The organism is Parapontixanthobacter aurantiacus, from assembly GCF_009827635.1.
In the GTDB taxonomy this organism is placed as follows: Bacteria; Pseudomonadota; Alphaproteobacteria; order Sphingomonadales; family Sphingomonadaceae; genus Parapontixanthobacter; species Parapontixanthobacter aurantiacus.
In genome coordinates, this window is sequence record NZ_WTYW01000002.1 from 390048 (window position 1) to 402619 (window position 12572).

The 12572-nt window shown below is 63.9% G+C and carries 10 protein-coding genes; 6 read left to right on the forward strand and 4 right to left on the reverse strand.

What is annotated here, in order from left to right; translation table 11 throughout:
• Nucleotides 1–3 precede the first annotated feature (3 nt).
• The 3 genes from ku to GRI38_RS10100 all read left to right on the forward strand — a co-directional run bounded on the left by ku (nucleotide 4) and on the right by GRI38_RS10100 (nucleotide 6746).
• A complete protein-coding gene (ku, locus tag GRI38_RS10090) occupies nucleotides 4–855 on the forward strand; it encodes a non-homologous end joining protein Ku (RefSeq protein ID WP_160683103.1) in 852 nt (283 codons plus the stop codon).
• Nucleotides 855–3299 carry a DNA ligase D gene (gene ligD / locus GRI38_RS10095; protein WP_160683105.1) on the forward strand — a complete coding sequence of 815 codons (2445 nt, stop codon included), beginning with the start codon at nucleotides 855–857 and terminating at the stop codon, nucleotides 3297–3299. Before ku ends, ligD begins: the two co-directional genes overlap by 1 nt.
• A 105-nt stretch (nucleotides 3300–3404) precedes the next feature.
• Nucleotides 3405–6746: an amidohydrolase family protein gene (locus tag GRI38_RS10100; RefSeq protein WP_160683107.1), complete on the forward strand. Its 3342-nt coding sequence runs from the start codon at nucleotides 3405–3407 to the stop codon at nucleotides 6744–6746.
• Between the two features lie 28 nt (nucleotides 6747–6774).
• Here GRI38_RS10100 and GRI38_RS10105 read toward each other — a convergent pair whose 3' ends face one another.
• The 4 genes from GRI38_RS10105 to GRI38_RS10120 all read right to left on the reverse strand — a co-directional run bounded on the left by GRI38_RS10105 (nucleotide 6775) and on the right by GRI38_RS10120 (nucleotide 11407).
• On the reverse strand, nucleotides 6775–7995 hold the full coding sequence (locus GRI38_RS10105) for a cation:proton antiporter (protein ID WP_160683109.1): 1221 nt from the start codon (nucleotides 7993–7995) through the stop codon (nucleotides 6775–6777).
• Nucleotides 7996–8014: 19 nt separating this feature from the next.
• Nucleotides 8015–9265 carry a DUF389 domain-containing protein gene (locus tag GRI38_RS10110; RefSeq protein ID WP_160683111.1) on the reverse strand — a complete coding sequence of 417 codons (1251 nt, stop codon included), beginning with the start codon at nucleotides 9263–9265 and terminating at the stop codon, nucleotides 8015–8017.
• Between the two features lie 53 nt (nucleotides 9266–9318).
• Entirely contained in the window at nucleotides 9319–9744 is a 426-nt protein-coding gene (locus GRI38_RS10115) for a CBS domain-containing protein (RefSeq protein WP_160683113.1), read from the reverse strand.
• Between the two features lie 154 nt (nucleotides 9745–9898).
• A complete protein-coding gene (locus tag GRI38_RS10120) occupies nucleotides 9899–11407 on the reverse strand; it encodes a YifB family Mg chelatase-like AAA ATPase (RefSeq protein ID WP_160683115.1) in 1509 nt (502 codons plus the stop codon).
• Nucleotides 11408–11679: 272 nt separating this feature from the next.
• Here GRI38_RS10120 and rpmH point away from each other — a divergent pair, with 272 nt between their 5' ends.
• The 3 genes from rpmH to yidD all read left to right on the forward strand — a co-directional run bounded on the left by rpmH (nucleotide 11680) and on the right by yidD (nucleotide 12551).
• Nucleotides 11680–11814: a 50S ribosomal protein L34 gene (gene rpmH / locus GRI38_RS10125; RefSeq protein ID WP_160683117.1), complete on the forward strand. Its 135-nt coding sequence runs from the start codon at nucleotides 11680–11682 to the stop codon at nucleotides 11812–11814.
• A 162-nt stretch (nucleotides 11815–11976) separates the two neighbouring features.
• Complete coding sequence (rnpA, locus tag GRI38_RS10130) at nucleotides 11977–12345, forward strand: ribonuclease P protein component (RefSeq protein ID WP_160683119.1); 369 nt, start codon at nucleotides 11977–11979, stop codon at nucleotides 12343–12345.
• The gene (yidD, locus tag GRI38_RS10135) at nucleotides 12342–12551 is read left to right on the forward strand and encodes a membrane protein insertion efficiency factor YidD (protein ID WP_337191282.1); all 210 of its coding nucleotides are present in this window, start codon (nucleotides 12342–12344) and stop codon (nucleotides 12549–12551) included. The genes rnpA and yidD overlap by 4 nt, the downstream gene beginning before the upstream one ends.
• Nucleotides 12552–12572: the final 21 nt, after the last annotated feature.

Sequence of the window (12572 nt, forward strand, 5' to 3'; positions counted from 1 at the left end):
GGCATGGCGGCACGCGCATATTGGCAAGGACAGATCAGGCTCGCACTCGTCTCGATCCCGGTCGAGGCCTATTCCGCCGTGAAGAGCGGCGCGAAGATCAGCTTCAACCAGATCCACGAACCGAGCGGCAAGCGCATTCGCTACGAAAAGGTTGCCGATGGCGTCGGCCCGGTCGATCGCGACGACATCGTCAAGGGCTATGAGATGTCCAAGGGCAACTACGTCCTGCTGGACGAGGAAGAGATCGAGGCGGTCAAGATCGAGAGCAAGAAGACGCTCGAACTCGTGCAATTCGTGGAGGCGCACGAGATCGACCCGCTCTATTTCGAACGCCCTTACTACATCGCCCCGGCAGACGACCTCGCGGAGGAAGCCTTCGTCGTCTTGCGCGAGGCATTGCGGAAGGCGAAGAAAGTCGGGCTCGGTCAGCTTTCCGTGCGCGGGTCCGAAAAGCTGGTTGCGATCAAGCCCTGCGGAAAGGGATTGCTCATGGAAACGCTGCGCTATGCCGACGAGGTAAGGCAGGGCCAGTCCTTCTTCGAGGACATCGAGGAAAGCAAGCCGGACAAGGAACTGCTGGAACTAGCGACGACGCTGATCGACAAGAAGACCGCCCCCTTCGACGCCTCGGAGTTCGAGGATCGCTATGCCGACGCGCTGATGAAGCTGATTGAGAAGAAAGCGAAGGCGAAGGGCGGTAAGAAGATCCTCGAGGATGTCGACGAACCTGACGGCAAGGCAAAGTCCAACGTGATCGACCTGATGGCGGCGCTCAAGCAATCGGTCGACGAAGGGGGCAAGAAGTCCTCGACCAAGAAGGCGGCTTCGTCGTCGCGCAAACGCAAGAGCGCCTGATGGCGGAAAGCGACCTCCTCGACGAATACAACAAAAAGCGGGATTTCCGCAAAACCGCCGAACCCTCGGGCAAGCGCGAGACGAGTGAGGGCGGCAACATCTTCATGGTGCAAAAGCACGATGCGACGCGTTTGCACTGGGACTTGCGGCTGGAAGCGGACGGTGTCCTCAAGAGCTGGGCGGTGACCAAGGGGCCGAGCGCCGACCCCGACATCAAGCGGCTCGCAGTCCGGACTGAAGACCACCCGCTGTCCTACGCGACGTTCGAGGGGACCATCCCCGGCGAGGAATATGGCGGCGGAACGGTGATGCTGTGGGATCGCGGCACGTGGGAACCGGTCGAGGGTAAGAGCTGGAAAGACATCGAGAAGGGCCACCTCCACTTCGTTCTGGAAGGCGAGCGGATGAAGGGCGAATGGCTGCTCGTCCGCATGAAACCGCGGAAAAACGAGAAGCGCGAGAACTGGCTGCTGCGCAAGATCGAAGACGAATTCGCAGAAGACGGCGATCGGCTCGTCGAGCAGGAACTGACGAGCGTCGATACCGGGCGAAGCATGGCGGAAATAGCCGCCGGCAAGGCGAAGGAAAAACCCAAGAAGAAAAGCGGCGGAAAGAATAGCAAGCCGCCGCAATTCGCCAAGCCGCAATTGGCGACCCTCGTCGATAGCGTTCCTTCCGGGAACGACTGGATGCACGAAATAAAGTTCGACGGGTACCGCGCGCTCGTCTCCGCCTCCGGGCCCGATGTCCACGTCTATACGCGAAGCGGCAAGGACTGGACTGACAAGTTCGCTCCCCTTGCCGAAGCGATAGGCGCGCTGGACTTGCCCGCCTGCCTTATCGATGGAGAGATCGTCGCGCTCGACAATGGCGGAAATCCTGACTTTTCGACGTTGCAGAATGTCTTGAAGCGCGGACATGGCGAACAGAAAGAGGGCGATGCGCTGGAGTTTCACGCCTTCGACCTGTTGCACGTCGATGGCGAAAACCTCGAAAAACTGCCAAATATCGAACGCAAGGAGCGATTGGAAGCGCTCTTCAAGGATGCCGAGACGCCCCTCAGTGTCGCCGAGCACATAATCGGCGCAGGCGAGAAGCTGTTCGATGCGATGTGCGATGCGGGTCAGGAAGGCATTATCTCGAAAAGGGTCGATGCCCCCTATCGTCACTCGCGCACGAAGGCCTGGGTCAAGGTCAAATGCACCCGCCGACAGGAATTCGTCATTGTCGGCTGGAAAAGGTCGAGCGCCAAGGGGCGCCCCTTCGCCAGCCTGGTCGTCGCGCAGCACGAGGGCGACGAACTCGTCTACAAGGGCAGGATCGGAACGGGATTCACGCTCGACGAGATGCAGAGCCTTGCCGCCAAAATGAAGCGGCTGGAGCGCAAGACGCCGCCGGTCCAAGTTTCCAGGTCCGATGCCCGCGGAGTGACCTGGCTGACGCCGAACCTCGTCGCCGAAATCGCCTTCGCCGAGTTCACGGCCGACGGCAATGTCCGCCACGGCAGCTATCTCGGCTTGCGAGGCGACAAGGATGCCGCCGAGGTCACACCGGAAAAGCCGGCCAAGCCCCCCCAAGCGGTGTCCGGCGTAAAGATTTCGAGCCGCGACCGCGTCGTCTTTCCCGAAAGCGGCCAGACGAAGGGAGAACTGGCGGACTACTACGGCGAGATTGCCGCCCTCATGCTGCCCTTTGCCGCCCGCCGCCCGGTCAGCCTCGTGCGCTGTCCGCAGGGCCGGGCAAAGAAGTGCTTCTTCCAGAAACACGATAGCGGCGGCTTCGGCGATGCGGTGAAGCATGTGCCGATCAAGGAAAAGGACGGCGGCACCGAGGACTATCTCTATGTCGAGGACGCGGCCGGCATCCTCTCCTGTGTGCAGATGGGAACGATCGAGTTTCACGGCTGGGCCGCCCGGACCGACGACGTCGAAAAACCCGACCGGATGATCTTCGATCTCGACCCCGACGAGGGGCTGGACTTTGCCGATATCAGGCAGGCCGCCAGCGACATTCGCGAACGCCTGTCCGAAATCGGCCTCGCCAGCTTTCCCATGCTGTCAGGCGGCAAGGGCATCCACGTGGTCGTGCCGCTGACGCTCGGCCATAGCTGGGAGGCGCATAAGGACTTCGCGAAGCGCTTTGCAGAGGCGCTGGCGATGGACGAGCCCGACCGCTTCACCGCCACCATGAGCAAGGCGAAGCGCAAGGGGAAGATCTTCATCGACTGGCTGCGTAACCAGCGCGGCAGCACGGCTGTCCTGCCCTACAGCGCGCGCTCGCGCAAAGGCGCACCGGTTGCGGCGCCGATTGCTTGGAACGAGCTCGATGAGGTGGAGGGCGCCAATCGCTACTCTATCGACGATGCGGACGATCTGAAGAAGCGCGCGACCGGCAAGGCCCTGAAGGGCTGGGGTTTTGCTGAGCAGGAACTCCCCGACCTCTAGCGCCACATCATCGCGCGCGGGCTTGCTTCACAAGGCGATGGCGCTGCCGCAAGGGGCTTGTTAAGGCTGGGCGCAACGTCATCCATCGAAGGGAACTCCTCGCCCATGAAATTCGCCCGCCTTGCCCTGGTCGCCAGCCTGCTATCCTCCACCGCCATCGCGCAACCAGTGGAGGAGCAGAACGAGCCGAACCCGGTCGAGGCGAGCGAGGCTCCCGAGGACGAGAACCTGCGACCCGTCGTTCCGCCAGCGGCGTCGCCTCCGCAATCGGTAGAGGACGATGCGACCGGGGAATCGATCGCTGCGGACGAGAACGAGGATTGGGACGTCAACGCCCCGACCGGTGCGACGATCAAGCAGGTTCCGATCCGCACGGACGAAGGGACATGGATGGACCTCGACGTCGCACCTGACGGGCGCACGATCGCATTCTCGCTTCTGGGCGACATCTACACCATGCCGATCGCCGGAGGGACGCCGACACGCATTTCAGAGGGGCTGGCCTGGGAGGTGCATCCGCGTTTCTCTCCCGATGGCAGCCGCATCGCCTTCACCTCCGACCGGGGCGGAGGCGACAACATCTGGATCATGAATGCGAACGGGTCCGATAAGCGGCAGCTGACGAACGAGGATTTTCGGCTTCTCAACCAGCCGACCTGGTCGCCCGACGGGCAATACATCGCGGCGAAGAAGCATTTCACGACCGGTCGCTCGCTCGGCACGGGCGAAATCTGGCTCTATCATATCTCGGGCGGGTCCGGCGTTGCCCTCGTCGAACGCCCCAACGAGCAGCATCAGAAGGAACTGGGCGAGCCGATCTACGCCCCTGACGGCAGCGCGATCTATTACACGCGCAACGTCACGCCCGGCCCGATCTTCGAATATGCGCAGGATTCCAACACCCGCCTGTTCGACATCGAACGCTATGACATCGAAAGCGGCGAAGTGACCACGGCGGTCGGCGGATTGGGCGGGGCGGTGCGTCCCGCGCCGTCGCCCGACGGGAAATATCTCGCTTTCGTCCGGCGCGAGAATACGCGCTCAAAACTCTATCTGAAGGACCTGTCGACCGGGGAAGAGCGGAAGATCTACGACGATCTCGACCAGGACGTGCAGGAGACATGGGCCGTCACCGGCGTCTATCCGAACATGGACTGGACGCCCGACAGCCGCTCAATCGTGTTCTGGGCGGGTGGGAAGATACGCCGCGTCGATGCCGATGGCGGCAATGCCCAGACGATCCCCTTCGCGATCGACGATACGCGCGGCGTCGCAGACGCGCCGCATCCCGTGATTCCGGTCGCGGTGGACGAGGTCGCGGTGACGATGGCCCGCTTCCCCGAAGTGTCGCCGAACGGTCGCACCGTCGTTTTCGAAAGTCTCGGCAAGCTCTACACCATGCCCGCCAGTGGCGGGACGCCGCGTCGGCTGACGAGCGAGGACGAGGCGATGGAACTCTATCCGAGCTGGTCGCGCGATGGGGAGCGGATCGTCTATGTTCGCTGGACCGATGCGGGCCTCGGCGAAATTCGCACGATCGGCGCAAACGGGCGCGGAGCGCGAACCGTTACGCGGCAGCCGGGCCATTACGCCAACCCCCATTTCTCGCCCGACGGCGAAACCATTGTCTTCGAGAAGGGCGAGGGCGGATACCTGACCGCGCCGGAATATAGCGAAGACCCCGGCGCCTATCGCGTTGCGGCTTCGGGCGGAACGCCGGTGCTGCTGTCCCGCGACCTGTCGCGCCCGCACTATGGCGCTTCGAACGAGCGCATCTATTTCACCGGGTCGGAAAGCGGCGCGCAGCAACTCGTCTCCACCGACACGAACGGGCAGGACCGGCGCGTCCATGCAAAAGGCGACCTCGTCACGTCCTACACCGTGTCCCCGTCGGGCCGGTTCTTCGCCTTCACCGAGAATTACGATGCCTATGCCATGCCGCTCATCCCCGGCGGGCAGGCGGTGACCATTTCGTCCGGTGCGAAGAACCTGCCGGTCGTCGAATTGTCCGGTTCGGGCGGCGATTTCGTCCACTGGTCGGGGAACGGCGAGCGCGTTCACTGGTCGCTCGGGCCGACGCTCTATACCGCGCAACTGGCACAGCTGTTCCCCTCCGCGCCTCCTGCCGAGGGCGAGGACCGCGCAGGCTACACGCCGCCGCAAGACGGTGTCTCGATGCTGCGGACGGTCCCGGCAGCCCCGGCGCCCGCCCGCGATCTCGCGATAACCGGAGCAAAGATCGTGACGATGGCGAACGAGGATGGCGGCATCATCGAGAACGGCACGATCCTCATCCGTGACGGAAAGATCGCGGCGGTCGGCCCGGCTGGCGAAGTCGCCGTTCCCGCAGGAGCAGCGACGATCGACGCGGCCGGCAAGACCGTCCTTCCCGGCTTCATCGATGCGCACGCGCATGGGGGCTATTCGGATGGCGATCTCGTGCCGCAGCAGAACTGGAGCCTGCTTCAGAACCTTGCGCTCGGCGCGACGACGATCCACGACCCCTCGAGCAATACGAGCTTCTTCGTCGCAGAGGACATGCAGCGCACCGGGATGCTCGTCGGACCGCGGATGTTCAGCACCGGGCGGATCATTTACGGCGCTCGCAATCCCTATGCCTACGCACAGATCGACACGCTGGAGGACGCGCTCGACCATGTGAGGCGGCTGAAGGCGGAAGGCGCGCCGAGCGTCAAGAACTACAACCAGCCGCGCCGCGACCAGCGGCAGATGGTGGTCGAGGCGGCACGGCGCGAGAACATGCTCGTCGTGGCGGAAGGCGGCTCGCTGTTCGGGATGGACATGAACCTCGTCGCCGACGGCAATTCGACGCTGGAGCACAACGTGCCGGTCATGGCGATGTATGACGACGTGCTGCAATTCTTCGCCCAGTCGGACACGAACTACACGCCGACTCTGGTAGTGGGGTATGGCGGGCTCGCCGGAGATCCTTACTGGCGGCAGGCGACCGACGTCTTCGCGCAGCCCCTCCTGATGGCGCATACGCCGCCCGCTATCCTGCGCGCGGGCAATGCAAGGCGGATCACGGCGCCCGAGGGCGACTTCATCGACGACGATGTCGCGCGCGAGGCGAAGAAGCTGGCCGATCGCGGGGTAAAGGTCTCGATCGGCGCGCACGGACAGCAGGCAGGCATCGGCACGCATTGGGAAATCTGGTCCTTCGTCCGCGGGGGAATGAGCCCGCTCGAAGCATTGCAGGCAGCGACGATCGTGCCGGCGCGCTCGCTCGGCATGGAGCGGGAGATCGGCAGTCTCGAACCCGGCAAGCTGGCGGACCTCGTCATTCTCGATGGCGACCCGCTCGCGAATATCCGCAATACCGAACGGGTCGATACGGTCGTTCTGGGCGGGCGTGCATACGATGCGGCGACGATGAACGAGGTCGCGACGGGCGACAGCACGCGCCAGCCTTACTGGTGGGAGTAGGTCGCGATGGAGGGCGGCGGAGCTTTCGCTAGCCGTCGCCGTCCTTCCTGCCCAAAGCCTTTGTCAGCGGCGTTCCACTGATACCGAAAGCGACGACCGCGATCGCGACGACGAGGCTGGTCATGTGCCACAGGATTGGGTCGCCGCCCTTGTCGAGGCCGAGCGAGGCGTAGAACAAGGCCGCGACGCCGACCGGCCCGAACCAGCCTGCGAAGAGAGTGCGCGAGCGGTTCTCGTAGGGTTTGCCGACCTTTTGTAGCAGCATCCAGAAGGGGAGCCGGCGAAAGAGGATGATTGCAGCGGCCGCGAGGACGATCGGCCAGCCGATTTGCAGCCATTCGCGGTAGGGCAGGCTCGCGCCGAGGAGGATGAAGATGGGCAGGGTGAAGGAGCGGTCGACCGCATCCTGAAAATGCTCGTGCGCAGTCTGATGCTCTTTCTTCATCGCCCGGTTGAGGACAATTCCTGCAACGAACACCGCCAGGATGCCGTCCGCTTTCAGCAAGGCGACGCAGCCCAGGACCAGCAGGGCAAGCGTGAGTGTCGTCGCAGTCAGGGACTTCGTTTCCATGAACCCCCTTTCATGGCCGAGGCGGAAGACATAACCCGTCGCTTTGCCCAGTATCCAGCCGAGCAACACCGCTCCGACGACTTCCCAGATGACGATGAGAACCGCGTCTCGCGGCGTATCGGACGCGGTATCGAGAAACGCCGCGCTCAGCACGACGAGGGGAAAGGCGAGGCCGTCATTGATGCCGCTTTCCGCGGTGAGGTTCCGGCGCAAGGCCGCAGGTACGCATTTCTCCGCGATCCGTCCGGTCACGATGCTGCGCGCGAGCACGGGATCGGTCGGGGTCAGACTTGCCCCGACGAGCAGCGCCATCGGCAAGGCGAGACCCAGCGCGACATAGACAACCCCGCTCGATACCGCCCACATGGCGAGCATCCCCGGTCCCAGGACAAGTGCGAGCGCGCGCCAGTTCCTAGACAGATACCCGCGCGGCAGGGAGAGCGCCGCGCTCATGACCGACAGCGCGATCGTCAGCCGGGTAAACTGTTCGAGAATGTGCCGTTCTTCCTCGGAGCGGACCGGGTCGAAGGCGACGAGATCGAACCCCAGCGGGCCGACGGCGATGCCGACGAAGAGGCAGATCATCGCTTCCGATCCCCACGCCTTCGCCTTGATCCAGCCGCTGGTCAGCGTCAGGGCGAGGATCGTGCCCGCCGCAAGGACGAGGAAGATGTTCATTGCAAGGCGGCTGTCGCCATCACGACGCGCTCGTCAAATCGACGAGGGCCTCGACGTCGTGCTGGCGTTCGACCATTTGTCCGATATTCTGCGCTATCGCGCTTTGCTGAGCATCCGTCAGGTCGGCCTCGACGCGAACGGTAATCCAGACGGGGTTTTCGCCTTGAGGCCGACTGCGCGTGAAGCTCGACTGCACGCCGACGAGTTGGACGTCTTCGTAGTCCTCGACCGCCTCCTGCACGGTGGCCGTGATGCGCTGGGCGATGGAGGATTGCTGGTATTCCCGCCCGGTGCCGAACTGAAGCGCCAGCAACCCGGCAACCATGAGAAGGGTCGCCGCGACGGCAGACTTCGTCAGCCACGGCTTCCCGCGCGGATAGCGGGCACCGGTCGGCGACACGCCGTAAAGGCGAAAGACCACGAAACCGGCGAGGTTTATGCCCACGATCTGCGTAGCCAGCGCCCATAGGCTCGGCAGGACGAGGTCCATCTGCCCGATCGCGAGGCCCATCCCCACGAGGCCAGCCGGCGGAGCCAGCGCCGCCGCAACCAGCATCCCCGTCGCCGCACCGCTGACGAGGCTGCTCCGCTCGGACTGCGCGAGATTGAGCGCACCCGCCACCCCGGCGGCCAGCGGAAGAAGGATGGAGACGTTCGAGCGCATGCTGACGGAGTTCATCAGGCCGGTCGAAATCTGCTGGTCGAAAATCACGCTGAGGGCGAACGCGACCGCGACCGCCGTACCGATGGCCGCGACATAGCGCAGCAACGCCCGCTTCAGGAGGAACAGGTCGCCCCGCGCAGTCGCCATCGCGGTCGTCATGGCGGGACCGGCAAAGGGGGCAATCAGCATCGAGGCGACAAGCAGGAACACGCTTTCGGTGAAAAGCGCGATCCAGACGATAATGCCGCCGACAGCCGCGTAGCTCAAAAAACCTTTCCAGCTGCCGATGCTCTGCAAGCCTGACAGGAAAATCTCGATCGGACTGCGGGGAAGAATGTCGAGGACCTGCTCCTCCGCCTCGTTGGCCGGGGGGCTGAGGGCAAGGACACCCTGTGGAAGGAAGGTCACGTGCAGGTCGGGAACGCTTTCGAGCGCGCCGAGGAAGCCTTCGATCTTGCGATTCGGTGCGTTGCACAACATCAGCAGGCGATCCTCGCCCTCCCGCCGCGCGTCCATTTCCGCGAGGATCGTCAGATCGTGGCGGCGGCTTTCCTCACGCACCTTTTGCGCGGATCGGGGATCGATGACGATTGTGAGTTGTCGCAAATATATCCTCTCAAATTGATAGCGGCCCCATCATTGCGCCAGATAGTGCGTGGTTAGCTGACGAGATCCATCTTCGGCTTGATGGCGTTGGGCTCCGTCACCTCGCCCAAGACGTAGCCGACCGACCCGTCCTTGTGGCGAACGAGATCGGCGAGAGAAATCATGCCGACGAGCGTTCCGTCTTCATCAACCACCGGCAGGCGGCGCACCTTCGCCTCTCCCATGGTCTTTGCCGCCTCTTCGACATCGCTGGTCGCGAGGCAGCATAGCGGGTTGTCGGTCATCACGTCCGAAACGCGGGAGAACATGCCGTCCCGCCCTTCGGCAACGCCCCGGACGACGATGTCGCGATCCGTGACGATTCCGACGAGCTTTCCGTCGCGCACGACCGGAAGGGAGCCTACGTCCCGCTCGCGCATGGTCCGCGCCGCCTGTTCGAGCGTGGTAAGCGGGCCGACGGTGATTGCGTCAGACGTCATTAAACGCTTGTTATCCATCAGTATCTCTCCGTTCCCCTGAAGAAACGCATCGGCTCATTTTAAGGGGGCGGTACTGATATATGTTAGGGTGAACCGGGCTTTTCGACGAACGGTGTCGTCCAAGCGCCAGAAAGGAACCTTCTGCTTCGCTCGGTCAGCAGCGCGGAGCCTGTCGCCGGTAGCTGAGGGCTTCCGCTATATGGATGCGTCCGACCCGCTCCTGTCCCCCAAGATCGGCGATGGTGCGCGCCACTCTCAGCATCCGCGTATAGCCGCGCGCCGAAAGCCGCATGGCGGTCGCCGCCTGCAACAGCAATTGCTGTCCTGCTTCGTCCGGCGTTGCATGCCGTTCCAAGGCCTCGCCCTGAAGCTGGGCATTGGTCCGTGCATCGGCATCCTCCGCCCGCGCCGACTGGATGGTCCGGGCGGCAGCGACGCGCGCCGCGACCGCGCTCGATGGTTCGGCGCGGCTCGGCACGGCAAGGTCGGCGGGGCTGACCGGCTCGACCTCCACATGCAGGTCGATACGGTCGAGCAACGGGCCTGACACACGGCTCTGATAATCGCCCGCGCATTTGGGCGCGCGGCTGCAGGCGAGGGCCGGATCGCCCAGGTGACCGCAGCGGCACGGGTTCATCGCGGCGATGAGCTGGACCTGCGCCGGATAGGTGACGTGAGCGTTGGCGCGGGCAATATCGACCTTGCCCGATTCGAGCGGTTGCCGCAGCGAATCGAGGACTGTTCGCTGAAACTCCGGCAATTCGTCGAGGAAGAGGACGCCGAGATGCGCAAGGCTGACTTCGCCCGGTTTGACGCGCAGCCCTCCACCTGTGAGCGCCGCCATGCTGGCGCTGTGATGCGGAGCGCGAAAGGGGCGGGCGCGACTGATCCGACCTTCCTGCAACATCCCGCTCACCGAATGGATCATCGAGATTTCGAGAGCTTCTGCGCTGCCGAGGGGCGGCAGTATGCCGGGAAGACACGATGCGAGCAGGCTCTTGCCCGCTCCAGGCGGGCCGATCATGACGAGGTTGTGGCCTCCAGCCGCCGCGATCTCCAGCGCCCGCTTGGCGCTTTCCTGTCCCTTCACGCGCGCAAGGTCCGGCGCCGGATCATTCTCTGCCACCAGCCCGGCGCGGGGTTCGGCAAGCGGCGCGTGCCCCTTCAAATGCTCGAGCAGGCTTGCGAGATCGGGCGCGGCGGCAATCGGCACACCCTCGGCCCATCTGGCTTCGCCGCCCTGTGCCGCCGGACAGATGAGCCCGATATCGAGCGCAGCCGCGTGCATCGCGGCCAGCAGGACGCCCGGTGAAGGTGCAATCCGCCCGTCGAGTGACAATTCCCCGACGACCAGCCAGTCGCCCATCTGCTCGACATCGACGATGCCCATGGCGGTAAGCAGGGCCAGCGCGATCGGCAGGTCGTAATGCGAGCCTTCCTTGGGCAGATCGGCGGGCGAGAGATTGATGGTGATGCGCTTGGGTGGCAGGGCGAGACCCATTGCGGACAGCGCCGCCTGCACCCGCTCGCGGCTTTCGCCGACGGCCTTGTCCGGCAAGCCGACGACGCTGAACTTCGGCAAGCCCGGGGCGAGTTGGCACTGCACTTCGACCGTGCGCGCCTCCAGCCCGAGATAGGCGACCGTTTTGACCAATGCGACCACGATGTTTTCCCTGAAGGGCCCCAATGCCCGCCCGAGCCTCTAAGACGAAAAGCATACGACCGGGTTAAGGACGTTCCGACCTTGCGCACGAGACCGGAAGGGGGGCGCCGGATCGACCTTCCCGCTTGACTCGCAATGCCCCTGCATCTAGTTGCGCGCGACAACGAATTGACAAAGGGCCGTTCGCTTTGGGCGGCCGTTTTTATTGGACGTGAGGCCGGATCTCGCACAGTTGAGCGGATGATCTGGCCGGACGAACTTAGGACAAGACGATGAAGCGTACATTTCAACCCAGCAATCTCGTGCGTGCCCGCCGCCACGGATTCTTCGCTCGCAAGGCAACGCCGGGTGGCCGCAAGGTCCTGCGCAAGCGCCGTGCCCGCGGTCGCAAGAAGCTTTGCGCTTGATGTGACGGTTGCGCGCTCTGCGGAGCGTGCGATCCTGCGCGGCGCGCGACTGCGTGCCGCAGTCCGGCGGAACGACAGCCGGAGCGACGGAGCCGATCGGCTCCGTTTTTGTGTTGTCGGTCCCTCGCGCGATCCTGCGAACCCGTGAAAAATCCGCCCGTCATGTTGAAGCGCGCCGATTTTCTGCGGGCGAATAACGGTATGCGCGTGGCGCGGCCCGGCTTCATCCTGCTCGCTCACCCGAACCACGAACAGGGCATCCGTTACGGGATCACCGTGACGAAGCGGATCGGCAATGCGGTCGTGCGCAACCGGATGAAGCGCCGCTTTCGCGAATTGCTGTGGGCGAACCTTCCGGAATTGGGCTTGCCCGATCACGATCACGTGCTGATCGGCAGGGAAACCGGTATCGAACGCGATTTCGCGCGTTTGCAGCAGGAATTGCGCCGAGCCCTCGAAAAGCTGCATCGCGGAGAAGCCGACCCGCCCCGTCGTCGAAACGCCAGCAAACCACGGCAGAGGCGCAAGTGAAGCGCGTTCTCGTTGCGATCGCCCGCGCCTGGCAATGGGGTCCGAGCCGCGTTCTGCCGCCGACCTGCCGCTATGCGCCGACCTGTTCGGCCTATGCCATCGAAGCTGTCGAGAAATATGGCGCATTGAAGGGTGGATGGCTGGCGGCGAAGCGTATAATGCGCTGCCATCCGTGGGGCGGGCATGGGCACGATCCGGTTCCCTGACCACCGACTTACCTTGCTAAT

What these genes read in the sequence shown, in the direction of transcription:
- rnpA (WP_160683119.1), top strand. Translation starts at nt 11,977, where the DNA reads ATGTTGAAGCGCGCCGATTTTCTGCGGGCGAATAACGGTATGCGCGTG.
- GRI38_RS10105 (WP_160683109.1), bottom strand. Translation starts at nt 7,995, where the DNA reads ATGAACATCTTCCTCGTCCTTGCGGCGGGCACGATCCTCGCCCTGACG.
- ligD (WP_160683105.1), top strand. Translation starts at nt 855, where the DNA reads ATGGCGGAAAGCGACCTCCTCGACGAATACAACAAAAAGCGGGATTTC.
- ku (WP_160683103.1), top strand. Translation starts at nt 4, where the DNA reads ATGGCGGCACGCGCATATTGGCAAGGACAGATCAGGCTCGCACTCGTC.
- GRI38_RS10115 (WP_160683113.1), bottom strand. Translation starts at nt 9,744, where the DNA reads ATGACGTCTGACGCAATCACCGTCGGCCCGCTTACCACGCTCGAACAG.
- GRI38_RS10100 (WP_160683107.1), top strand. Translation starts at nt 3,405, where the DNA reads ATGAAATTCGCCCGCCTTGCCCTGGTCGCCAGCCTGCTATCCTCCACC.
- rpmH (WP_160683117.1), top strand. Translation starts at nt 11,680, where the DNA reads ATGAAGCGTACATTTCAACCCAGCAATCTCGTGCGTGCCCGCCGCCAC.